Source organism: Hydrogenophaga sp. LT287, from assembly GCF_055702805.1.
On sequence record NZ_JBVPZC010000007.1, the window covers coordinates 122,024 to 144,948 of the forward strand.

The window sequence follows — 22,925 nt, forward strand, 5'->3', positions numbered from 1 at the left end:
ATGAACCCCACCGAACCCCGGGCCGCCGTGGCGCGCATCAGCGCATTTTTTGAAGCCTTGTCGCCGCAGTCGCTGGCGCTGATGGATACGCTCTACGCGCCCGACGCTCGCTTCAAAGACCCGTTCAACGCGGTGCAGGGCGTGCCCGCCATCACCGGCATTTTTGAGCACATGTTCCACAACCTCCACGAGCCGCGCTTCGTGGTCACGCAGCAAGTGGTGGACGGCGCGCAGGCCTTTCTGGTGTGGGAATTCCGCTTTCGCTTCAAGCGCTTTGACACCACCACCGAACAGGTGATCCGGGGCGGCTCGCACCTGGTACTGGCAGCGGACGGCCGCATCAGCGACCACCGCGACTACTGGGACGCAGCCGAGGAGCTGTATGAAAAGCTGCCCGTGGTGGGCAGGTTGATGCGCTGGCTCAAGCGCCGCGCCAACAGCTGAGCGGGGCGCCCAAGCGAAGCTCAGTCCGGCTTGCTGTCGATGAAGCTCTGGCGCAGCGCCAGCTTGTCGCTGAGTTTGGCGAGGTTGGGGTAGGGCGCGCGCCACTCAATGGCGGGAAAGCGGAAGTCGAGGTAGCCCAGGGCGCAGCCCACCGCCACGTCAGACAGGCTCAGGTGCACGCCCGAACAAAACGCCTTGTCACCCAGGCCCTGGCTCATGGAGGCCAGCGACGCGTGGATTTTTCCCATCTGGCGATCGATCCAGGCGCCGCTGCGCTGGGCTTCGGTGCGCCCGGGCCAAGTGGCTTCCAGGCGGGCCAGAATGGCCGCGTCCAGCACGCCGTCGGCCAGTGCTTCCCAGGTTTTCACCTCGGCGCGCTCGCGCCCCTGCGTGGGAATGAGCTTGCCCACGGGCGACAGCGTGTCCAGGTATTCCACGATCACGCGCGAGTCAAACACCGCTTCGCCACCCTCCATGACCAGGCAAGGCACCTTGCCCAGCGGGTTGGACGCGGCAATTTTCGTGTCAGCCGCCCACACGTCTTCAGGCACGAACTGGTAGTCGAGCTTTTTCTCGGCCATGACGACGCGCACTTTGCGCACGTAAGGGCTGGTGATGGCACCGATGAGTTTCATGGACGTGGGTTTTTTGTTGCAGGGTTCCCTGGGGCTCGCCATTTTAGCGATGCGCGCATACCGCTGCGCTGACACGGCCCATAGCGCCCCGGCCACACCACGAGGCCCGCGCCAGCCCTGCTCCTACAATCGACAAATGCGCCCGACCACACCCAACCCCACCGCTTCATCCGCCCCGGCCTCTGCCGCCCTGTCCCCTGTTTCGGCCCTGTCCCCGCTGGACGGCCGCTACGCCGGCCGCCTGGCCAGCCTGCGCCCCTTCATGAGCGAGCAGGGCTACATGCACCGCCGCGTGCAGGTCGAAATTGCCTGGTTCATTGCCCTGTCCGACGCCGGGTTCGACGAATTCAAGCCGCTCTCGCCCGGTGCCCGCACCTACCTGATGGGTCTGGTGAAAAACTTCAATGAGGCCGACGCGGTGGCCATCAAGGACATTGAAAAGGTCACCAACCACGACGTGAAAGCCGTGGAGTACTGGATCAAATCCAAGTTTGACGCCCGCCCCGAGCTGGAAAAAGCCTCCGAATTTGTGCACTTCGCCTGCACCAGCGAAGACATCAACAACACCAGCCACGCCCTGCAGCTCAAGGGCGGGCGCGACGTGGTGCTGCTGCCCGCGCTGGACGGCCTGATCGTCAAGCTGCGCGACATGGCCCACGCCTTTGCCGCCGTGCCCATGCTCAGCCGCACCCACGGCCAGACCGCCAGCCCCACCACCGTGGGCAAGGAGCTGGCCAACGTGGTGGTGCGCCTGAACACCGCCCGCGACCGCATTGCCGGCGTGAAGCTCATGGCCAAAATGAACGGCGCCGTGGGCAACTACAACGCGCACCTGAGCGCCTGGCCCGACTTTGACTGGGAAGCCTTCAGCCGCGAGGTGGTGGAAACCGCCGAGCCGCTGGGCCTGGGCCTCACCTTCCAGCCCTACAGCATCCAGATTGAACCGCACGACTACATGGCCGAGCTGTTCGACGCGGTGGCCCGCGCCAACACCATCCTGATCGACCTTTCGCGCGACATCTGGGGCTATGTGAGCCTGGGTTATTTCAAGCAGCGCCTGAAGGCCGGTGAAATTGGCTCCAGCACCATGCCGCACAAGGTCAACCCGATCGACTTTGAAAACGCCGAAGGCAACCTGGGCCTGGCCAACGCGGTGCTGCGCCACCTTTCTGAAAAGCTGCCCATTTCGCGCTGGCAGCGCGACCTGACCGACTCCACCGTGCTGCGCAACATGGGTGTGGCCATGGGCTACGCGGTGCTGGCCTACCACTCGCTGAGCGTAGGCCTGGGCAAGCTGGAACTGAACGAAGAAGCCCTGGCGGCCGACCTCGACGCCTCGTGGGAAGTGCTGGCCGAGCCCATTCAAACGGTGATGCGCCGCTTTGGCGTGCAAGGCGCCTACGAAAAGCTCAAAGAAGTGACCCGCGGCAAAACCGTGACGGCCGAGGCGCTGCACGCACTCATTCGCAGCCTGGAGATTCCCCAGGCCGAGAAAGACCGCCTGCTGGCCATGACGCCGGGCAGCTACATCGGCAAGGCCACCGAGCTGGCGCAGCGCGTCTGATGGCCCGGTCGCCGCGCTCAGCGGCCTGAACTGCACACTTTGAACTTACCGCTGGCGGGCTCGCCAGCGGCGTTTGCCACCCGTTTGACATAGCGCAAACAGCCGCTCCTGGCGCGCCCCTACAGTCGCCACCTGCGCGGCCGCACCCTGTTGGTCCGCCCTTGTCGCACACAAGCGACCCCCAACGACCAACACCGGAGCTGCCGCCATGGCGATCGAACTGTTCAACCAAAACGGCCATGTGTGCCTCATGTTTGCCCACCTCAGCGACGAGGGCGGTGAAGCGGTGCAGGCCAACCAGTTTCTGGTGATCCACGGCGACACCGGCGCCATCATCGACCCCGGCGGCAACATGGCCTACAACGAGCTGCTGCTCACGGTGGGCCGCTATTTTTCGCCGCAAAAACTGTCCATGATCCTGGCCTCGCACGCCGACCCGGACATCATCGCCTCGCTCGACCGATGGATGACCAGCACCCAGGCCACGCTCTACATTTCGCGCCTGTGGGAACGCTTTGCGCCGCACTTTTGCAAGCCCGGCAAAACCCAGGGCCGCATCATCGGCATTCCCGACCCCGGCATGCGCATCCGCCTGGGTAGCAGCGAAATCGTGGCGCTGCCGGCGCACTTCATGCACTCCGAAGGCAACTTCCAGTTTTGGGACCCGGTCAGCCGCATCCTGTTTTCGGGTGACCTCGGTGTGTCCATGGGCACCTCGGCCGACGCGGCCCAACCCATCACCTCGCTGGCCGCCCACATCCCGAAAATGGAAGCGTTTCACCGCCGCTACATGGTGTCCAACAAGGTGTTGCGCCTGTGGGCCAACATGGCACGCACGCTGCCCATCCACATGATCGTGCCGCAGCACGGCGCGCCCCTGGCCGGGCCGGCGGTGAAAGAATTCATCGACTGGATTGGCACCGTGGACTGCGGCGTGGACCACCTGACGCAAGCCAACTACACCGTTCCTCAGTAACAAGTAACCCCCCGCGCCGGCTTCGCCGTCACCCCCCAGGGGGCGGCACTGGCCGTCCGGCAAAGCCGGCCCGGCGGTGCCCTGGGATCAACTCCCCCGCAGCGGCATAGTTCTTCTCTCCGGCGCGAGAAGCCTCAGCCCCAGGATGCGGTGGAACCGGCTTCGCCGGGCCACTCGCATCGCCCCTTGTGGGGCGGAGCGGTTACGCGAAGCGAACAAGCGATGGGGGTGAGCACTGTACTGCGGCGCGGGGGGAGCCTTTCTCCAGCGCCCGTTCGGCGTAGCGGTTGAACCGCCAGGAATCGCCTTCCAGCGTGATGCGCCGCCAGCTCACGCGCTTTTCGCCGGGCGACATTTCGGTCCATCGCTGCACTTCGTCAAATGTGCGGCCACAACCCTTGCACAGGGCATCGCCCTGGCTGGTGGAGCAAATGGCAATGCAGGGCGTGTCGGGCATGCTGTCAAACCAGGCCAGCCATGCCTCACGGGCGGCTGCGGGCAGAGTGGCTTCGTCGGCCTCGGCTTCATGAAAGTACACCATCAGCGCATACACCTCGGCCAACGCACGCAAAGGTACAGCCAGCGACAAGCCGTCGGGCGAGGGTGAGCGCTCACGCCAGAAGTTGATCGCGGCTTCAATGTCGGTGATGTGAATGCCTGCCATGGGGGCGGATGATAACGAGCACCACCCCGCCCCGCGCCGTGCCGGGCCTTTGCAGGTGTGGAAAGTGCGTACCGGGTTGACAGCTGCCGACAGGTACCCGCCGATACAATTCGCCCCCCAGGGACCCCAGGCCGCACAACATCCCGTGCCGCAGTCAGCGGGGCCTGACGCAGGCCAGCCGGCCCCCAACAACTCGACCAACAAAGCTCTATGGATTTCCTCACTTCACCCGAATTCTGGGTTGCGCTGGGCCAGATCGTCATCATCGACATCTTGCTCGGTGGCGACAACGCGGTGGTGATCGCCCTGGCCTGCCGCAAGCTGCCGCCGGCACAGCGCACCAAGGGCATCATCTGGGGCACGGCGGGTGCCATCGTGCTGCGCGTGATCCTGATCGCGTTTGCCATGACGCTGCTCAATGTGCCGTTCCTCAAATTTGTGGGCGCGCTGCTGCTGGTGTGGATTGGCGTGAAGCTGCTCGCGCCCGACGAAGACGGCCACGGCGACGTGGCGGGCAGTGACAAGCTGTTTGCCGCTGTCAAAACCATCATCGTGGCCGACCTGGTGATGAGCGTGGACAACGTGATTGCCATTGCCGGCGCCGCTCAAAATGCCGGCGAACATTCCATGCTGCTGGTGGTGCTGGGTCTGCTCATCTCCATTCCCATCATCGTCTGGGGCAGCCAGCTGGTCATCAAGCTCATGGCGCGTTTCCCCATCATCATCACCGCTGGCGCCATGCTGCTGGGCTGGATCGCGGGCGGCATGCTGGTGTCCGACCCTGCCTTTGCCAGCCCCGACCAATGGACCTGGATGCTCAAGCTGGAGCAGACCAACGCCATCCATTACGGTGCGGCCGTGGCCGGTGCGCTGCTGGTGTTGACGGTGGGCAAACGGCTGGCCGCGCGCAACGCGCTGCAACAGGCCTGACGCACCCAGCCGCTGGCCGCCCGCGCTTTTTTGCTTGGGCCAAGGCCGGTGCGCTGCTATGCTGAGCCGCATGAAACTCATCGTGAAATGGCTGTTTGCCGCGTGCGCCCTGTTGCTGGTGGCTTACCTCCACCCTGGCGTGCACATCCAGAGCTACGGCTCGGCGCTCATCGCTGCGGCCCTCATCGGCTTGTTCAACACGCTGCTGCGGCCCATTCTGGTGGTGCTCACGCTACCGGTCACCGTGGTCACGCTGGGCCTGTTTCTGTTCGTCATCAACGCCCTGATGTTCTGGGCGGCAGCCAGCCTGCTTGACGGTTTCCACGTCGACGGCTTCTGGGCCGCGCTGCTGGGCTCGCTGATCTATTCCGTGCTGATGCTGGTGGTGGACGCGGCGTTGAAGGCGCTGTTTCCCCGCTCTTAAAGCGCCCAGCCGCGCGGGCTCCCATTGATCCGGTCCAGTGAAGTCTTGATTTCCGTTCGGGCTGAGCCTGTCGAAGCCCTGTATCCCGTTCGTCCTGAGCCTGTCGAAGGTCCGGTCCAGGGCCAACGGTTGATCCGTCGCCTGGTCGCATCAACAGGCTACTCGTCCAACACCGACTCGCGCAGCAGCGCCTCGGCCTGCCGCAGGCGGCTGTCCACAATCGCCAGCTCCATCGGGTCGGCAGCGCGCTGCGCTGCGGGCAAAGCTTGCGCGGCCTTGAAACGGTCCACCGCGCCCGCGTAGTCCAGGTGCGCCACGCGCGACTCGGCTTCGGCCCGTATGGCGCGCAGCGTCTGGCCTTGCGCCTGGTACGCCCGGGCCAGCGTTTGCCAGGCCAGCGCGTCGCGTGGGTGCTGCACCACCCAGTTTTGCAGGTGCGTGGCCGCGCGCTGGGGCTCGCCAGTGGCCAGGGCCGCCTGGGCCCCTAGCAGGGTGAGCGTGCGCCCACTGCCGGCCAGGGCCTGGTCTCGCAGCGCAGCCAGGGCGCTGGCCCGTGCCGTGGCGGCGGGGCCGGTGGCGGGCGGGGCGGTCAAGAGCACTTCGAGCAGCAGCGCGTCCACCACCCAGTGCGCCGCCGGCACCACCTGCGGGCGCAGGCGCTGCGCCAGGTCCAGCGCGCGGTCGGGTTGCCCCAGGCGCAGAGCTGCCCACGCCGCGGCGTAGCGCTCGCCCGGTGCAGCTTGCGGCCCTTGGCCGCTTTGCAGCCAAGCCCGCAGCCGGTCGGGCCCGTTTTCGGCCAACACGCGCGCGCGCGCGGCCATGAGCGTGTGCAGCTCGGGCGCCACCGGTGCAGCGCTGCGCAGCGTGGGCGCGCCATTCATGGCCGCGCCGGTGCCCGCTGGCAGGCTGAGCGCGAGCCCCGGGCGAACCGGCGCTGGCGCAATGGGGGCATCGCGCAGCGGCCCCACGGCGGGGCGCGTGGGCTCCAGCGGCAGGCGCGCACGCATGTCGGCCATGCGCTCGCTGCTCAGCGGGTGGCTGCGCAGGTAGGGAAACGAGCCGTCGTCGCTCAGGCGCGAAGCCTGCTGCAGCTTGTCAAACATGTCCACAAAACCCTGGCCGTCAAAGCCTGCGCCGGTGAGCACGCCAAAGCCCACCCGGTCGGCCTCGCGCTCCATGTCCCGTGAAAAGTTCAGTTGCGTTTGCGCCGCCACCGCCTGGCTGCCCAGCATGGCCGCGCTGGCCACCTCGGTGTTGGCGCGGGCGGCCAGAGCACTCAAAATCATGGCGCCCATCATCCAGGGCGCCATGCGGTCTTGCCGCGCCACCAGCCGCGCTATGTGGCGCTGCGACACATGGCTCAGCTCGTGCGCCATCACAGAGCCCAGCTCGGCCGCGCTGTCAGTGGCGGCTATCAGCCCCAGGTGCACGCCCAGGTAACCACCGGGCAACGCAAACGCGTTCACCCGCCGGTCGCGTGAAATCATCAGCTCCCAGGCCAGCCGCTCTGAAAGCTCGGGCGGCACATCGCCCCGCGCCCGCGCCGCTGCCAGCAGCGGCTGCCAGATGGCCTGCAAATAGTCGCCCAGCACCGGGTCGTCCAGGTAGTCCGGGTCGCGGTAAATGTCGCGCGCAATGCGGTCACCCAGCCGGCGCTCGGCCGCAATCGACATGCCCTGCCCATCGCCCAAGCCCGGCAAACCGCCCGACACCAGCGCAGGGGGTTCGGCCGCAGGCGGCAGGTTTTGGGCCACCGTCAAAGAAACCGGGGCCAGGCCCAGCGCCACCACCAAGGCGGCCGTGAGCTGGCAAACACCACCGTGGGTGCGGTGTACAGGGAAAGTCAAAGGCAAACGCATGCCCGTATGATGCCGCCAACCCCACAAGGTTTCTGTAAAGCACGCGCAAAGCCACCGCCATGACCGACACAAACGCCACCCCCAGCAGCCCCCTCACCCACTTCGACGCCCAGGGCCAGGCCCACATGGTCGACGTGTCCGCCAAAGCCAGCACCCACCGCGTGGCCGTGGCTGAAGGCCAGATCAGCATGGAGCCCGCCACCCTGGCGCTCATTCAGAGCGGCAACGCCAAAAAGGGCGACGTGCTGGGCATTGCCCGCATAGCCGGCATACAAGGCGCCAAAAAAACCAGCGACCTCATTCCCCTGTGCCACCCGCTCGCGCTCACCCGCGTGGCGGTGGAATTTGAGGTGGACGCGGCGGCCAACAGCGTGCGGTGCAAAGCCACCGCCGAATGCACCGGCCAGACCGGCGTGGAAATGGAAGCCCTGACCGCGTGCAGCGTGGCGCTGCTCACCATTTACGACATGTGCAAAGCGGTAGACCGGGGCATGACCATCAGCGGGGTGCGCCTGATGGAAAAGCGGGGTGGGAAGAGTGGGCATTTTGTGGCGGCAAAGGACTGACCACGCATCCCCAGCCTTCGGAGCATCCTGTCGCAAGAGATTATTGATTTATTTCATTGTTCAATGTAAAAGTGATTTTCTGCAATCATCATTGAACAAGCCATGACCCTGGCGCACCTCGTCACCGAGAACAGCGAAAACCAGTTGCGCCAGTACACCGACGCGGCGGCCGTCTTCGGTGCCCACTCGCGCGCAGTCAAGGAAGCCGCCGCCGTTCGGGGCACCATGTTCTGGCGCGAGCTCAGGGGCGTCAACACCCTCATTCGCACCTCGGCGGCTGGTGCCCAACGCAGCCTGGGTCCCGATTCTGAGCAGACACAAGCGATCTACGCCAGCTTCATGAAGCGAAAAAAGCAGGCCGAACAAAGCAAAAAGTCGCTGGCCCTCAAGCTCGACGAGATGCGAAAGCTCAACAGGGTCTATGGCGTCGGGCGCACACCGCACGTCGTGGTCTCGCTGCTGCAATCGATGGAGAAGGCGGGCATTGCCGAACAGTTCCTGACCGTGGGCACCCATGCGCTGTACGCCTACGAGTCGGCTTGCGGCGTGCGGGTGGGCACCGACGCGCTGGCCACACGTGACATGGACCTGCTGTACGACACCCGCCGACATGTGTCGTTCGTGACCACCCTGAAACGCCTGGACTCTTCGCTGATCGACATCTTCCGCAAGGCCGACAAAACCTTTCGCGTCCGCTCAGACCAGTTGCAAACTGCGGTCAATGACGACGGCTTTGAAATAGACCTGATCCGTCGTACCGCGATCGATGGCGATCCGCACCCCTTGCCCATGAGCGCCAAGGAAGAAGACTTCTGGGCCGTGCAGGTTTCATCGGGCAACCAACTGGTGTCGGGCCGGAAGTTCGAGCGGATGGTTGCATCACCCAAGGGTGACATGGCCATGATGCGTACCGTGCACCCGCTGGACTTCGTGAGGGTCAAAACCGCCATTGCCGCGTCGCCCCAGCGCGACCCGCTCAAGCGCCCCAAAGACGCACTGCAAGCCCAGATTGTCCAGCGCCTCTGGGACGACTTTTTGGTACACCTGAGGTAATTGGAATCTGACCCCGATTACCTCGTGCGTCACTCGCTCTACATGCCGGCCATGGTGGCACTCAAATACAACCCCGTGGTCAAGGCCTTTGGCCTTCGCCTGCAAGCCGCTGGCTTGGCGCCCAAGGCGGTGATCGGTGCGTGCATGCACAAATTGGTGCAACTGATCTACGGCGTCTTGAAGTCTGGGGTGCCCTTTGACCCAAGCATCGCTCGACCAAGGCTTGACTTTCAAGACGGTATCTGACCCCAATTGTTCTGATCCCAAATGTTCCACGATTCAGTCGAAACCATCCACGGGCGCATGCCCGACGATATCGCCCGAGGCGTTGAGCAGCGCGACCCAATCCATCTGCTTGCTGGACGTCAGCGGCAAATACCGAAGGCCTTCCATGGGAAGCCCTGTTTCCGACGCTGCCGCTTCAAGCAGGGCTCTCTGCTCCGGGCGCTTTTCCAGCAACGTTGACAGCGGTTTGGCCCGCTGTGCTATTTCAGGACGAGCCTCTTCAAAAGGACGCCACCAACCCGGGCGCATCGCGGCCGATACGCCTTGCAAGGAGGCATCCACACTTTCCAGAAATTCCTGCGAAGACGTCGCTTTTCTCAAGGCCACCCTACGCACACCTGCCCAAGGTAGGCTCTGCAGCTCCGTCGGCGCATCTTGGAGCTGGCTGGTCTGCACCTCGTTCGCTGTAGCGACCACGAAGCGGTCCACCTCGAAAGCCAATACGACAGGACGTGCTCCGTGTACCGACCACAAACCATAAGCCAAAGCCGCGAGCTGAATGCTCGCAACCAGCGCAAGATCCACCCAGCGTTCCCGACGGGACTTGCCTGGACTGGCCAGCACCAGCGTGAGCAGGGGACCACAGACCACATCCGCGACCATCACCAGGCCAAAAATGCCAGCCACGCCCAGCATTTGCCGCCAGGGAGCCGGATACCACAAGCCAAAGACCAAGAAGGCCGAAAGGGCAGCCACTGCCAGGCTGACCGCGAGGTGACCCAGCGCCCAGCGAAGGGCATAACGAAATCGGGAACTGGGAAGTGTCATGGGTTTATCGCAATGCAGGTATCTCGGCGTCGTGTGTGCCAACGATCGCAATGATGGCCTGAGCATACCGAATGATCGAGTCTGCATTACCGACAAGGGATGAGGGAGTACACAGACGAAAAAAGAGCGCCGTAGCGCCCTTTTCTAGCCCAGGGGTGAACCCGGAATTAACGGCACTCGGAAGGCGCGTATTTGGCAGGCATGGTACCCAGAGGCGCCGCAGTCAACCCACGAGCCGTTGCTGTGTTGGCGCTGAGCGAGGCACAGGCCCAGTCGATCGCACCGGTGGCACCAGCAATCAGAGCCGTGTTGTTCACGTTGGGCGTGAGCACCAAAGTCATCAATGCTGCATCGGTTGGCAAACCCGAAGTGGCTGCAGCAGCAGAGGTCACCGTAATAGAGCCGTTGTCGACGTCAACTTGAAGGTCGGACACATACTTCGAAGTTTTCTCAGCGGCCGGACGGGCGTTGTACTCGGTGGCAGCAGCCGTCACGCCAGTCAGACCATCGCTCTGGAAAGCCTCGCTGATCAGGCTCTTGGGTGAGCTGGCAGCGATCATCATTTCGGTAATTTTCGAACGAACGGTGTAATCCTGGTAAGCCGGCAAAGCCACAGCAGCCAAAATACCGATGATGGCCACCACGATCATCAGTTCGATCAGGGTGAAACCTTTTTGCATGGAACGCTTCATTTGAAAACTCCTTGGAAGGGGGGAAAACATGGTTGGGTCGGTTACGGGTTCTATTCAGCAGGGACCGTGCCAACCTGAAATGACGCTGTTTTTGCGGCCTTTTTCACGGTTTAGTACCTAAGGGTGACGTTTTGTGTCTTGCCTCGCCGTTTTGGAGTAACAAAAATTGTCACATCACGCTACGCAGACAAGTTTTGTCACAACTCAAACACCATGCCGGCGCTGAGCCAGCGGATGTCGTGGCGCAGGTCTTGGGCGTGGCTGGGTGTGGCGTCGACGCGCTGTTGACCCTGGGTCACCGCAGCCCGGGCTGGGGTCAATCACTCCTCAATGCCTCGACCGATGCATCGCTCAAAAATTGATTCCAGCGCGCGGTAGTCACAAAGCACTGCGTCAATGTTGGCTTGAACCCATTCACCGGGCTCTGCCTCCCACCAGCTGATCTGGTGGCCTGCGTTGATGATGATGTGCTCAAAGAGGATGCGCTGGGCGCGGCCGTTGCCTTCGCGGAACGGGTGAATCACATTGAGATCACCGAACAGTTGCGCCACCAGCCTGACCAGCTCCATGCGCTCAAACCCCTCGTACCACTGCGCCCTTCGCAGGCGCTCGAAGAGCTTCGCGGATTCAGGCTCCATGCGATGGATGTTGCAAAAGCGGGTGCCGCCCTTGGCGATGTCGATGCTACGCAGTTCGCCCGCCCAGTCATAGAGATCGGCAAACAACCGCTGGTGGATGCGCTTCAGATAGCCAAGGTCGTAAGGGGGAGGTGAGAAGTCGATTTCGTTGGCTGCGACGCTCGAGATCTCTCGTTCGGCCTCACTCAACAATGCATCGTCGAGAAGTCCGAGACGATTCTTCAGGGTATCTGAGCCAGGATAGCAATAGGGGTCCTGGCCTGTGCCGTACTTGTCAGCGGTCAAGTCCGTGCTTGTTGATAGGTTTTCAACACGGCTTCCCGGGTGGGTAGCTTGCGCTCGGCATCTACGGGCTTGACGCTGTAGCCCTCTAGTCGAAGGCTGGCGACGTAGTTGGATTGGCGGGATTGGGCGCAGTAGGCCGCTTTGGCTTTCAAGCTGAGCGTTTTCACGGGTAGGGCCTCAGTGGATAAAACGACCCTGTATTTTACTTGCCAGGCCGGCGGGTTGGCATCTGTTTCGCCCATTGCGAGGCCCACTGGCCACGACCCGTTCACAACTCAAACACCATGCCGGCGCTGAGCCAGCGGATGTCGTGGCGCAGGTCTTGGGCGTGGCTGGGTGTGGTGTCGAAGCGCTGAATTTCTTCCATGATCAAGCCGGTTTCTGCGGGCTTGGTGTGGGTGATGTAGATGGGGTAGCGCGGGTGGGGCTGGGCGGGGTTGATCTGGTCGAGCTCTTCGGCCAGGGTGCCGGGCGACAGGTGCAGGCTGCGGCGAGCGAGGTCTTTTTCGCGGTCGCTGAAGGCGGTTTCAATGACGAGGAGGGCCACGGGCAGCTGGTTGATGCGCTGCCAGAAGGCGGGGTTGCGCTCGGTGTCGCCGCTGAACACCCAGTAGCCGGTGGCCGAGGCGGCGGCAAAGCCCACGGCGGGCACGGTGTGCACGGCGGGCAGCACTTCAATGGCTTGGCCGCCCACTTGCAACACCTGGCCCACGGCAATGGGCACGAAACGCATGAGCGGTGCGGTGGCGCTGGGGATGCTGGAGAAGTCGGGCCAGATGAGGTTGTTGAAAATGTGGGCTTTGAGCGCGCTGATGGTGGCGGGCAGGGCGTGCACTTGCAGCGGCGGTGCACCGGCGGCCAGGCGGCGGGCGGCCACGGCGTCGAGCATGAGGGGCAGGCTGGCCACATGGTCGAGGTGGGAATGGGTGAGCAGCACGTGGTGGATGCGCGCCATTTCGTCCAGGGTGAGGTCGCCCACGCCGGTGCCGGCGTCGATCAGGACGTCGTCGTCCAGCAAAAAGGAAGTGGTGCGGCAGCCGTGCGCGATGGCGCCGGAACAGCCGAGAACTCTGACGCGCATTGGCGGTGTAACCCGGGGTTGGCCAGCCTGGGCTGGCTTATTTGGTATCGAAAGTGGTGGTGCCGTCCCACGCGGGGCGGGGCGGCTGTTGCCTGCTTGAGGCTACCCGCTCGGCATAGAGCCGGTAAAGGACTTTTTCCGCGTTTTGGCGCTGCAGGTTGAGCAGATGAACGTCGCAAGCGTCCCAGTCTTGGGCGCGCCAGGCTTTGAGCGCCAGACTCCACCCGCGCAGCTCTTCGGCTTGCGCGGGGCTCAGGCTGGCGGAGTGGGCCAGCGGGGTGTAAATGGTGACGGCGCTGGCTTTGCCTTTGACGCGCACGCGGTCGAGCTCTTGCCAGACAAACTGGCGCGCCTGGGCTTGGGTGGTTTCGCTAACGATGACGTCGACACCGTACAGGCGCGAGAGTCCTTCGAGCCTGGCACCGAGATTGACGGCGTCGCCCACCACGGTGTAGCTGCGGCGCACGTCTGAGCCCATGTCGCCCACACACATGGCGCCGGTGTTGATGCCAATGCCCACGCCAATGGCGGGCAGGCCCAGGGCGGCGTGTTCGCGGTTGATCTGCTGCACGGCTTCGGCCATTTCCAGCCCGGTTTGCACGGCCAGGCTGGCGTGGTTGGGGGTGTCGACCGGGGCGCCCCAAAAGGCCATGACGCAGTCGCCCATGTATTTGTCGATGGTGCCGCGGTGGCTGCGTATGACGAGGGTGAGGCGGCTGAAGACGGTGTTGAGCAGGGCCTGGAGCTGGGTGGGCTCCATGGTTTCAGACAACTGGGTGAAGCCGCGCATGTCGCAAAACATGACCGTGAGCTCGCGGGTGGTGGCGGTCATGCTGTAGCTGTCGGGGTCTTTCACCATTTCGTCGACCAGCTCGGGCGGCACGTAGGTGCCAAACAGCTGGGCCAGCTCGCGTTTGGACCGGCTTTCCACCAGGTAGCCGTAGCTCATGTTGAGCGCAAAGGCGAGCGCGGCCATGACGAGGGTGCTGGCCAGCGGCAGCACCAGGCCGTGGCCCAGGTAGAGCCAGAAATTGAGCCCCACCACCGCGCCCACCACGCCCACACTGAGCGCGACCGCACGCCCAGCGCTGAGCAGCGGCAAGGCCAGGGCCAGCACCAGCCCGGACGCCACGAGCACCACCAGCTCGTAGCCCAGGGCGTAGTCGGGTTGGGTGATGAGCTCGCCGTCGAGCAGGCCGGCAATGAGGTTGGCATGGGTTTCCACGCCAGGGTAGGTTTCGCCCACGGGGGTCACGCGCAGGTCGAGCAAGCCGGGCGCGGTGGTGCCCACCAGCACAATCTTGTTTTGCAGCTGGCCCGGCGGGACGCGACCGGCGAGCAGATCGACCGCCGACACGTAGGTGAACGAGCCGCCCTGCGGCCCGCCCGGGCCGCGAAACGGCACCAGGGTGGCCACGCGGTCGTCCACCGGAATGGCAAGGGACGTGGTGCCTGACGGTGTGCCCTGGGTCAGCTGGACGCTTTCCAGCGCCTGGTAGTCGGGCGCCAGAAAGCGCTCGGCTGGAAAGCCAGGCTCCACCCGGGGTGAGCCCAGCAGCAGGCGAAACATGGCCAGCGAAAGCGACTCGTAATAGCGGCCCTGATGCTCGGCCAGCAGCGGCAGCGAGCGCACCACGCCGTCGCGGGCGGTGATGGCGTTAAAAAAGCCGGCCCGGGGAGCGGCTTGGGCCAGCGGGGCGATGTTGGCGCCATAACCGTCCCAACGGGTGGCCAGCACGCTGCGGCCTTGCAGGGCTTCGGGCTGCATCACGGGCGCGGGCAGCACGCCGCTGGTGCGGCCGTCGCGGTCGCTGGTGAAGTAGTAGCCCAGCACCACGGGGCGGCCCTGCAAGGCGCGGGCAAACTGGGCGTCGTAGTCCAGCTCGGGTTGCAGGCTTTGCACGCGTTCGGCAAAGCCGGGCTGGTTGGCCAGGGCGCCGCTGGCGAGCTGCTGCAGCTGGCGCAAGCCCGAGCTTTCGTCGGGCTCGGCAAACACGGTGTCGAAACCGAGCAGCGCAATGCGCTGGTCTTCAAACAGGGTGTCCACCAGGCGGGCCATGTGGTGGCGCGACCAAGGCCAGCGGCCCACTTCGGCCAGGCTCTTTTCGTCGATGTCGACAATGACCACGCGGTCGTCCAGCGTGGCGGGCATGGTGGCGCGCAGCCGGGTGTCGTAAATGATGTCGTCCAGCCGCTGCAGCACGCCCATAGGCACCATGCCCACCGCGTGCAAGATGGCAAAAATGAGCGGCAGAAGAGTGACGGCGATGCGCGGGCCGTGCTTGGTCTGGGCCTGCATGGGTGCCGGAAGGTGGGAGCGTGCGACCGGCCGTTCACGCAGGCACGTTGGCCTGCGTGGGCCAGCGTCACTGCTGGATGAACTGCATTTGCGTGCCCGCGAGCTCGATCAGGTCACCATGGCGCAGGTTGACCGCTTCGGTACCGATCGGTTTGCCGTTGATGGTGGGCTTGATGGCACCTTCAACCAGCGCCACCACGTAACCCTGAGGGCGGCGGGTAATGGCCGCCACCGCCACGCCGGGCTTGCCAATGGTGGTGACCACTTTGACCAAGGGCACCTCGCGGCCGACCGCAGCACCCGACATCACCTTGATGGCGGCGTTGCCTGTCGTTGGGGCCACTGGCTCGTTGGGGGCCACCATGGCACCCGAGTTGATGACCATGGTTTTCTCAAAATTGTCCGACGCGCCGTCGTGCACAAACTTGATCTTGTACTTGCCAATCTCGACCGTATCGCCATTTTGCAGCTGCTGCTTTTTGATGGCTTTGCCGTTGACGTAGGTGCCGTTGGTGCTGTTGAGGTCCTCCAGGAACACGTCGGCACCCGACATTTGCATGACGGCATGTTCCCCGCTCACGGCGAGGTTGTCGATCACGATGTCGTTGTAGGGACGGCGACCGAGTGTGGTGCGGTCTTTGGTGAGTTGCACCTCCTTGATGACAACACCGTCGATGGAAACGATCATTTTCGGCATGGCCGACTCCTGTGGAACCTGAATAATTAATTCTAAAGATGTGCTTACTGACCCAGCATGCGCGACAGCAACCCCCTGCGGACCGGCTTCGAACGATCACACGCCAGTATCACAGAAATATTATCGCGACCGCCGCTGTCATTGGCTGCGTCGATCAGGGCACGGCCCTTCTCCTCCAACGTACCCGCGGTCACGAGTATGGCGGCGATGCGCTCGTCGGTCATCATGTCGCTCAGGCCATCTGAACACAGCAGGTAGAGATCGCCGTCTTCTGCCCGGTATTCGTTGACTTCCAGCAACACCGTGTCTTCAACACCGAGCGCACGGGTGACAAGGTTTTTGTGGGTGGCGTACTGCGCCTGCTCGACAGAAATGAGGCCCGCGTCGATTTGTTCTTGGAGCAGAGAATGGTCGCGGGTGAGCTGCGAGAACGAGCCGGCACGCAGCCGGTAGCAGCGGGAATCGCCCACATGCCCAATCAGTGCACGGTTGCCCTGGAACACGCCCATGACGAGCGTGGTGCCCATGCCGGCGTACTGGGGGTTGGAGTTGGCGGCGTTGAAGATGGATCGGTTGGCGTTGTCGATGCAGATTTCCATGGCGCGCTTGAGCTCGCGGGCGCTCGCGTCCACACCGCCTTCGGACAACCAGCGGCCCAGCTCGGTCTTGATGAAGGTGGTGGCCATGGCGCTGGCCACTTCGCCCGCGTTGTAGCCGCCCATGCCGTCGGCCAGCACCGCCACCTGGTTGTCCGGGTCGACCATGACCGCGTCCTCGTTGTTCTCACGCAAGAGGCCGGGGTCTGTCAGGCTGAAAAACTCGAAGATCATGGTGTGGTTGTTTATAGCCGGACATGGACCGTTGCCGAACCAGGGTTGGTGGCTTCGTCCCCCGATTGTGTGGCAACTGTGGCGGCGAATGTATCGGCATTGTCGTGCGCGCCCAGCGCTGCAGTGGCTTGAACGGACTGGATGTGGGTCTTTTCGAACTCGGTGGCACCCGGCGCTGCCACCGGTAACGCAGCGGGAACGGCGGCCGGGGGCTCTGCGCTGGCGTCCACCAGCCGCAAATCGTTGGCCAGCTCGCGCCCGGTCTGGTGGCGGTCTTGCGGCTGTTTGGCCAGCAATTTTTCCAGCACACCGGCCAATTTTTCGGGCAGCTCCGGGCGCAGGGTGCGCACATTGGGCGCGGCCTGGTTGGCAATCTGGTACATGAGCGCGGCCATGGAATCGCCGCGCAGGGGCAGGGTACCGGTGAGCAGCTGAAACAGCATCACGCCGAGCGAATACAGATCGGATCGCCCGTCGATGTGTTGGCCGGCGAGTTGTTCGGGCGACATGAAACTGGGAGTGCCCAGCACCATGCCGGTCTTGGTGCGGCTCGAATCGGTGATGCGGGCGATGCCAAAGTCGGTCACTTTGACGGCCCCCGTTTCAGGGGCGTACATGATGTTGGCGGGCTTGATGTCCCGGTGCACCACCTGCTGGCTGTGCGCGTAGTCGAGCGCCAGCGCCACCTGCGCCCCCATGTCCAGCACCGTGGCCACCGGCAACAGGTGGCCAGGGCGGGTGTGCTCGGTGAGATCGCGGCCGTGCAAAAACTCCATGGCAATGAAGGCCAGGTCGTGCTCTTCACCGGCGTCAAAAATGGTGACGATGTTGGGGTGCTGCAGGCGCCCGGCGGTTTCGGCCTCGCGAAAAAAGCGCTCGCGGGCGTCCTGCAGTTCGCTGCCTTCAAACTCGGCGCTCAGCGCCAGCGTCTTGATGGCCACGACCCGACCGATCTTTGGATCGCGGCCTTGGTACACCACGCCCATGGCGCCCTTGCCCAGCTCTTTTTCCACCTGGTAGCGCCCGAGCATGGGTTTTTCAATGCCGCCACCGCTTAACAGCAGGGTGCCGCCCGGGTGCGACGAAGCGCCACCGAGCACCACCGTTTCAGACAAGTTGCGGGCGCGCTTGAGGCGCATCTGCACGTCGGCGTCGCTGCGGTCGAGCTGAGCCATGTGTTCATAGACCGCTTCGGCCTTGTTGAACTGGCGCTTGCGCTCGAAATCGAGCGCAAGGTGTTTGAGGTTGTCCATCAAGGCGGCGGTGTGCGGCACGCGCCGGAAGCGGTCAAACGCCATGTCCAGTTGGCCTTGCCCTTGCAGCGCCAGCCCCATCATGCGGTTGGTTTCGGCCGACTCTTCGTCAGAGCGCGTCTTGCCGGCCTCGGTCACCAGAAAGCGTTTGGTGGTCAGCGCCAGGTGACCAATCAGCAACAAGGCTGCAGGCAACACCAGTGGCAGCCAGGTGGCGGCCGAGGCGAGCAAAGCGTATTCCGTGCCGAGCAGCGCCACAAACATGGCCGCCGTCATGGATGCGGCCATGCCCGCAGACAAGCGCGGAATCACCACCACCACATAGGCGGCCACCAGCAACAGCACAGCCAACATGGCCGCACCACCCCAAGCAGGCTGGGCAATGAAATGGCCACTCAAGATGCTGGAGGTGATGTGCGCCACGGTGGCGGCAGGTGACATCGCAGCCGACACCGGGGTGGTGAACAAGGTGCCCACACCGGCGGCGGTGGCGCCAATGATGACGATCTTGTCGGCGTACTTGGTGGCAGGGATCTTGCCCGAGATGACGTCGTAAAAGGAATCTTCGGGGAAGGCCGCCCGTCCACCCCGCTCGGGGTAAAACTGCGGTAACACCGTGGCGCCAGCGGCGGTGGGGATGAAATTTCGACCCAGCTCAAGGCCTTCTCCGGCACGCACCCGGATGTCCTGCGCGCCCAGATTCAGGCTGTGGGCGGCCACCATCAGCCCCATGGACGGTACGCTGAAACCGTCAAAACCAACCAGCAGCGGCTCTTGGCGCACCACACCATCGCGGTCGGGCAACTGGTTCAGGTGGGCCACAGCCGCGGCCGCCTGGCCAATGGCTTGCAAGGGCTGCTGCGACTTGAAAGCCGGCACGCCCAAGGCGGCAACACCCGTGCTGGCAGCCAGGGCGCTGCGCTGGGCAAACGCGGGCAGGGGCGCATCGGGCGGGCCCGCCGGTTCGCCCAGGCTGAACACCGATGGCACGATCACCCTGCCCGCCTGCGCCATGCTGGCCGCAAGCCGGGCGTCTGAATCCAGCGTTTGCTCGGCGCTGCTGATGAAACCCAACAGGCGCTGGCGGGACGCTTCGCCCAAGTCTTGGAAAGCGGGCTCGGACGATGGGTCGCCGAGCAGCGTGCGCAATTCCCGCAGGCTGTCCAGGCCCCGGTCGGTCTGCGGTTCAAAGAAAAAGGCGGTGTGGGCCACCGTTTTGGCCTGAGCGCTGGCCAGTTGGTCGATCAACTGGGCGTGCACCTCGCGCGGCCAGGGCCAGCGGCCGATGTTGGCCATGCTCTGGTCGTCAATGGCAATGATCGCAATGCGGTCGCTCGGCACGCGGTCGGTGCGGGTGCTGGCGAAATCGTAAAAGCGCCGCTCCAGCCCGCCAAACAGGTCGGTGGCGGCATGCAACAACAGCACAGCCAACACCACCAGCAGACCCACAAGGGCGTCCGAACGCCAGACCGGCTTGGGGCCTGTGGACTTTCCGGTGTGGCGTCGGTTAAACAAATGGGCCTCTGTGCGTGAACAAAATGGCACGGTAGCGTGTGAATACTCGGGCGGGCGCGTATTCAACGCTGGTTGAGTATTGTCAATGGCGCCGAAGTTGTTGCATTTTGTTGCAAGACAGGCGGCCCAATCAAGGCGCTGTGTGGATTTGACGCGTCATTTCACGCAGAGGCCAAAAAAAAGGACAACGTTTCCGTTGCCCTTTTTGGTTCGCCCGCCGGGCGTTTGCGCAAGCGGTGCTTACAGCATCGCCTTGAGCAACTTGGCCATTTCAGACGGGTTGCGCGTGACCTTGAAGCCGCACTCTTCCATGATGGCCAGCTTGGCGTCGGCCGTGTCGGCACCGCCAGAGATCAGCGCACCGGCATGGCCCATGCGCTTGCCAGCGGGGGCGGTCACACCGGCGATGAAGCCAACGATCGGCTTCTTCATGTTGGCCTTGCACCACAGGGCGGCTTCGGCTTCGTCCGGGCCGCCGATTTCGCCAATCATGATGACGGCGTCGGTGTCGGGATCGTCGTTGAAGGCGCGCATCACGTCGATGTGCTTCAGGCCGTTGATGGGGTCGCCACCAATGCCCACCGCGCTCGACTGGCCCAGACCGATTTCGGTCAACTGCGCCACGGCTTCATAGGTCAGCGTGCCCGAGCGGGACACCACACCGATGCGGCCCTTGCGGTGGATGTGACCGGGCATGATGCCGATCTTGATCTCGTCGGGCGTGATCAGGCCGGGGCAGTTGGGGCCCAGCAGCAGGGTGCGCTTACCGCCGGCGGCTTCCTTGGCCTTCATGCGGTTGCGCACTTCCAGCATGTCCTTGACCGGAATGCCTTCGGTGATGCAGATCGCCAAGTCCAGGTCGGCTTCAACGGCTTCCCAGATGGCGGCGGCGGCACCCGCTGGCGGCACATAGATCACCGACACGGTCGCGCCGGTTTCTGAGGCGGCTTCACGCACCGAGCTGTAAATCGGGATGTTGAAGATCGACTCGCCGGCCTTCTTCGGATTCACGCCAGCCACGAAACAGTTTTTACCGTTCGCGTATTCCTGGCACTTTTCCGTGTGGAACTGACCGGTCTTGCCGGTGATGCCCTGGGTGATGACCTTGGTGTCTTTGTTGATGTAGATCGACATGACTTGTTCTCGCTTTTCTGGGCTTAGGCGTTGACGGCGGCAACCACTTTTTGGGCGGCTTCTGCCATGGTGTCGGCGCTGATGATGGGCAGACCGGACTCGGCCAGCATCTTCTTGCCCAGTTCTTCGTTGGTGCCCTTCATGCGCACCACCAGCGGAACGTTCAGATTGGTGGCCTTGCAAGCCGTGATCACGCCCGTGGCGATGGTGTCGCACTTCATGATGCCGCCAAAGATGTTGACCAGGATCGCCTTGACCTTGTCGTTCTTCAGCATGATCTTGAAGGCTTCGGTGACCTTCTCGGGGGTGGCACCGCCGCCCACGTCCAGGAAGTTGGCCGGCTCAGCGCCAAACAGCTTGATGGTGTCCATGGTGGCCATGGCCAGACCAGCGCCGTTCACCAGGCAACCGATGTTGCCGTCCAGGCTGATGTAAGCCAGGTCAAATTTCGAGGCTTCAATTTCGGCTGGGTCTTCTTCGTCCAGGTCGCGGTAGGCCACGATTTCTGGGTGGCGGAACAGCGCGTTGGCGTCAAAGTTGAACTTCGCGTCCAAGGCCATCAGGTTGCCCTTGGAGTCGCAGTTCAGTGGGTTGATTTCCACCAGCGACGCGTCGGTGTCCATGTAGCACTTGTAGATCTTGGCGAAGATGTCGACCGCCTGGTCCACGGAAGCGCCGGTCAAGCCGATGGCTGCAGCCACCTTCTTGCTCTGCTCGACGGTGATGCCGGTCAGCGGATCGATCATCTCGGTGATGATCTTCTCAGGCGTGGAGTGAGCGACTTCTTCGATGTCCATGCCACCTTCGCTCGACGCGATCAGGGCCACCTTCTGCGTGGCGCGGTCGGTCACGAGCGACACATACAGTTCGTTCTTGATGTCGGCGCCGTCTTCGATGTAGAGGCGACGCACCTTCTGGCCTTCGGGGCCGGTCTGGTGGGTCTTGAGCTGCATGCCCAGGATTTCGCCCGAAATCCGCTTCACGTCTTCAATGGTTTTGGCCACCTTGACGCCGCCACCCTTGCCACGGCCACCGGCGTGGATCTGCGCCTTCACGACCCACACGGGGCCGCCCAGCTTTTGAGCGGCTTCCACCGCCTCTTGCACCGTAAACGCCGCAATACCGCGGGGCACTGGCACACCAAATTGGCGCAAGATTTCCTTGCCTTGGTACTCGTGAATCTTCATGAGGTCTCTCTCAGGAATGGATAAAAGGGTCAACGACCAACCAGAGGCGGCCGAAAATCGGGCGCTGGGAACAGCAACCGGGGAATGTATCATGCTGCAGCGCACCAAAGGCATGCACTGCTGCGCGATACGTAATGCATAATTATATTGATGCATCTCTGAACCCAAACTGACAAGGCAAACAGCGTCATGGCCAAAGTCTTCATTGATGGCGAAGCCGGCACCACCGGACTGCAAATTCGCGAGCGTCTGCACAACATGCCGGGTGTTGATGTGGTCAGCATTGCACCCGAGCACCGCAAGGACCCGGCCGCCAAGCGCGACCTGATGGCCCAGGTGGACCTGGTCATTCTTTGTCTGCACGACGATGCCGCCATGGAATCGGTGGCCATGATCGACAGCCTGCCCGGCAACAAGCCCCGCATCATTGATGCGTCGACCGCGCACCGCTGCGCACCCGACTGGGTGTTTGGTTTCCCCGAGTTGTGTGCCGGCCAGCGCGAAGCCGTGGCCACCGCAGCGCGCGTGGCCAACCCGGGCTGCTACGCCACCGGCGCCATCGCACTGATTCGTCCCCTGGTGGATGCCGGGCTGCTGCCCAAAGACTTCCCCATCTCGCTGCCCTCGGTCAGCGGTTATTCGGGCGGTGGACGCACCATGATCGAGGCCTATGAAAAGGGCGAAGCGCCCTTGCACGAGGCCTATGCGCTGGGCTTGGCACACAAGCACATTCCCGAGATCCTGCGCTACACCGGCCTGCAACGCCGGCCCATCTTCATTCCGGCGGTGGGCAATTTCCGCCAGGGCATGCTGGTGCAGCTGCCGCTGCACCTGGATACGCTGCCGGGCACACCCAAGACCAGCGATCTGGTGGATGCGCTGGTGGCGCACTACGCGGCCAGCGCAGCCGCGGGCGGCTGGGTGAGCGTGGAACCCGCCACCGAGAGCGGCAAGCTCGACGCCACCGCGCTCAACGACACCAACAAGCTCGAACTGCGCGTGTTTGGCAACGACAGTCACCACCACGCCGTCTTGATCGCACGCCTGGACAACCTGGGCAAGGGCGCCAGCGGCGCTGCGGTGCAAAACCTGCAATTGATGCTCGGGGTTTAACCCCCTGCGCCGCTGCGCGGCTTCCCCTCCAGT

General features: G+C 63.7%; 24 protein-coding genes. 9 read left to right on the forward strand and 15 right to left on the reverse strand.

Annotation, left to right across the window (positions count from 1 at the left end; all coding sequences use genetic code 11):
* Positions 1 to 444 carry a nuclear transport factor 2 family protein gene (locus tag AC0GNR_RS08260; protein WP_472900481.1) on the forward strand — a complete coding sequence of 148 codons (444 nt, stop codon included), beginning with the start codon at positions 1 to 3 and terminating at the stop codon, positions 442 to 444.
* Positions 445 to 464: 20 nt separating this feature from the next.
* Here AC0GNR_RS08260 and AC0GNR_RS08265 read toward each other — a convergent pair whose 3' ends face one another.
* On the reverse strand, positions 465 to 1,079 hold the full coding sequence (locus AC0GNR_RS08265; protein WP_472900482.1) for a glutathione S-transferase N-terminal domain-containing protein: 615 nt from the start codon (positions 1,077 to 1,079) through the stop codon (positions 465 to 467).
* 136 nt (positions 1,080 to 1,215) lie between these two features.
* On the opposite strand from AC0GNR_RS08265, the gene purB reads away from it, so the two are divergent.
* Together purB and AC0GNR_RS08275 are read left to right on the forward strand one after the other, a co-directional pair.
* Positions 1,216 to 2,643, forward strand: coding sequence for an adenylosuccinate lyase (gene purB / locus AC0GNR_RS08270; RefSeq protein WP_472900483.1), 1,428 nt, complete (start codon positions 1,216 to 1,218; stop codon positions 2,641 to 2,643).
* A 208-nt stretch (positions 2,644 to 2,851) separates the two neighbouring features.
* Positions 2,852 to 3,619, forward strand: coding sequence for an oxygen-binding di-iron domain-containing protein (locus tag AC0GNR_RS08275; RefSeq protein WP_472900484.1), 768 nt, complete (start codon positions 2,852 to 2,854; stop codon positions 3,617 to 3,619).
* A gap of 202 nt (positions 3,620 to 3,821) precedes the next feature.
* Here the strand turns inward: AC0GNR_RS08275 and AC0GNR_RS08280 are convergent, their stop codons facing one another.
* Entirely contained in the window at positions 3,822 to 4,283 is a 462-nt protein-coding gene (locus tag AC0GNR_RS08280) for a DUF3717 domain-containing protein (protein ID WP_472900485.1), read from the reverse strand.
* A gap of 210 nt (positions 4,284 to 4,493) precedes the next feature.
* Here AC0GNR_RS08280 and AC0GNR_RS08285 point away from each other — a divergent pair, with 210 nt between their 5' ends.
* Together AC0GNR_RS08285 and AC0GNR_RS08290 are read left to right on the forward strand one after the other, a co-directional pair.
* Entirely contained in the window at positions 4,494 to 5,213 is a 720-nt protein-coding gene (locus tag AC0GNR_RS08285) for a TerC family protein (RefSeq protein WP_472900486.1), read from the forward strand.
* Between the two features lie 70 nt (positions 5,214 to 5,283).
* Positions 5,284 to 5,637, forward strand: a complete 354-nt coding sequence (locus AC0GNR_RS08290) for a phage holin family protein (RefSeq protein ID WP_472900487.1) — start codon at positions 5,284 to 5,286, stop codon at positions 5,635 to 5,637.
* A 158-nt stretch (positions 5,638 to 5,795) separates the two neighbouring features.
* On the opposite strand, the gene AC0GNR_RS08295 is transcribed toward AC0GNR_RS08290, so the two are convergent.
* The gene (locus tag AC0GNR_RS08295) at positions 5,796 to 7,496 is read right to left on the reverse strand and encodes a M48 family metalloprotease (protein ID WP_472900488.1); all 1,701 of its coding nucleotides are present in this window, start codon (positions 7,494 to 7,496) and stop codon (positions 5,796 to 5,798) included.
* 59 nt (positions 7,497 to 7,555) lie between these two features.
* Here AC0GNR_RS08295 and moaC point away from each other — a divergent pair, with 59 nt between their 5' ends.
* The 3 genes from moaC to AC0GNR_RS08310 all read left to right on the forward strand — a co-directional run bounded on the left by moaC (position 7,556) and on the right by AC0GNR_RS08310 (position 9,361).
* On the forward strand, positions 7,556 to 8,062 hold the full coding sequence (gene moaC / locus AC0GNR_RS08300; RefSeq protein ID WP_472900489.1) for a cyclic pyranopterin monophosphate synthase MoaC: 507 nt from the start codon (positions 7,556 to 7,558) through the stop codon (positions 8,060 to 8,062).
* Positions 8,063 to 8,164: 102 nt separating this feature from the next.
* A complete protein-coding gene (locus tag AC0GNR_RS08305) occupies positions 8,165 to 9,115 on the forward strand; it encodes a GSU2403 family nucleotidyltransferase fold protein (RefSeq protein ID WP_472900490.1) in 951 nt (316 codons plus the stop codon).
* On the forward strand, positions 9,116 to 9,361 hold the full coding sequence (locus AC0GNR_RS08310; protein WP_472900491.1) for a hypothetical protein: 246 nt from the start codon (positions 9,116 to 9,118) through the stop codon (positions 9,359 to 9,361).
* A 33-nt stretch (positions 9,362 to 9,394) separates the two neighbouring features.
* On the opposite strand, the gene tfpZ is transcribed toward AC0GNR_RS08310, so the two are convergent.
* From tfpZ to sucC, 12 genes are all read right to left on the reverse strand, one after another.
* Positions 9,395 to 10,168, reverse strand: a complete 774-nt coding sequence (gene tfpZ / locus AC0GNR_RS08315) for a TfpX/TfpZ family type IV pilin accessory protein (RefSeq protein WP_472900492.1) — start codon at positions 10,166 to 10,168, stop codon at positions 9,395 to 9,397.
* A gap of 167 nt (positions 10,169 to 10,335) precedes the next feature.
* On the reverse strand, positions 10,336 to 10,860 hold the full coding sequence (locus AC0GNR_RS08320; RefSeq protein ID WP_472900493.1) for a pilin: 525 nt from the start codon (positions 10,858 to 10,860) through the stop codon (positions 10,336 to 10,338).
* Positions 10,861 to 11,057: 197 nt separating this feature from the next.
* Complete coding sequence (locus AC0GNR_RS08325; protein ID WP_472900494.1) at positions 11,058 to 11,180, reverse strand: hypothetical protein; 123 nt, start codon at positions 11,178 to 11,180, stop codon at positions 11,058 to 11,060.
* Complete coding sequence (locus tag AC0GNR_RS08330) at positions 11,181 to 11,783, reverse strand: putative adenosine monophosphate-protein transferase Fic (RefSeq protein WP_472900495.1); 603 nt, start codon at positions 11,781 to 11,783, stop codon at positions 11,181 to 11,183.
* A complete protein-coding gene (locus tag AC0GNR_RS08335) occupies positions 11,780 to 12,025 on the reverse strand; it encodes a YhfG family protein (RefSeq protein WP_472900496.1) in 246 nt (81 codons plus the stop codon). The genes AC0GNR_RS08330 and AC0GNR_RS08335 overlap by 4 nt, the downstream gene beginning before the upstream one ends.
* A 26-nt stretch (positions 12,026 to 12,051) precedes the next feature.
* Positions 12,052 to 12,864, reverse strand: a complete 813-nt coding sequence (locus AC0GNR_RS08340) for a 3',5'-cyclic-nucleotide phosphodiesterase (protein WP_472900497.1) — start codon at positions 12,862 to 12,864, stop codon at positions 12,052 to 12,054.
* Between the two features lie 37 nt (positions 12,865 to 12,901).
* On the reverse strand, positions 12,902 to 15,163 hold the full coding sequence (locus AC0GNR_RS08345; RefSeq protein ID WP_472900498.1) for a CHASE2 domain-containing protein: 2,262 nt from the start codon (positions 15,161 to 15,163) through the stop codon (positions 12,902 to 12,904).
* A 67-nt stretch (positions 15,164 to 15,230) separates the two neighbouring features.
* Complete coding sequence (locus tag AC0GNR_RS08350; protein ID WP_472900499.1) at positions 15,231 to 15,860, reverse strand: FHA domain-containing protein; 630 nt, start codon at positions 15,858 to 15,860, stop codon at positions 15,231 to 15,233.
* 44 nt (positions 15,861 to 15,904) lie between these two features.
* Entirely contained in the window at positions 15,905 to 16,690 is a 786-nt protein-coding gene (locus AC0GNR_RS08355; RefSeq protein ID WP_472900500.1) for a Stp1/IreP family PP2C-type Ser/Thr phosphatase, read from the reverse strand.
* An 11-nt stretch (positions 16,691 to 16,701) separates the two neighbouring features.
* Positions 16,702 to 19,458 (reverse strand): CHASE2 domain-containing serine/threonine-protein kinase, encoded by a 2,757-nt coding sequence (locus AC0GNR_RS08360; RefSeq protein WP_472900501.1) that lies wholly within the window; start codon positions 19,456 to 19,458, stop codon positions 16,702 to 16,704.
* Between the two features lie 240 nt (positions 19,459 to 19,698).
* Positions 19,699 to 20,592 carry a succinate--CoA ligase subunit alpha gene (sucD, locus tag AC0GNR_RS08365; RefSeq protein WP_472900502.1) on the reverse strand — a complete coding sequence of 298 codons (894 nt, stop codon included), beginning with the start codon at positions 20,590 to 20,592 and terminating at the stop codon, positions 19,699 to 19,701.
* Positions 20,593 to 20,615: 23 nt separating this feature from the next.
* On the reverse strand, positions 20,616 to 21,779 hold the full coding sequence (sucC, locus tag AC0GNR_RS08370; RefSeq protein ID WP_472900503.1) for an ADP-forming succinate--CoA ligase subunit beta: 1,164 nt from the start codon (positions 21,777 to 21,779) through the stop codon (positions 20,616 to 20,618).
* 189 nt (positions 21,780 to 21,968) lie between these two features.
* Here sucC and argC point away from each other — a divergent pair, with 189 nt between their 5' ends.
* The gene (argC, locus tag AC0GNR_RS08375; protein WP_472900504.1) at positions 21,969 to 22,892 is read left to right on the forward strand and encodes an N-acetyl-gamma-glutamyl-phosphate reductase; all 924 of its coding nucleotides are present in this window, start codon (positions 21,969 to 21,971) and stop codon (positions 22,890 to 22,892) included.
* The last annotated feature ends 33 nt before the right edge of the window (positions 22,893 to 22,925 follow it).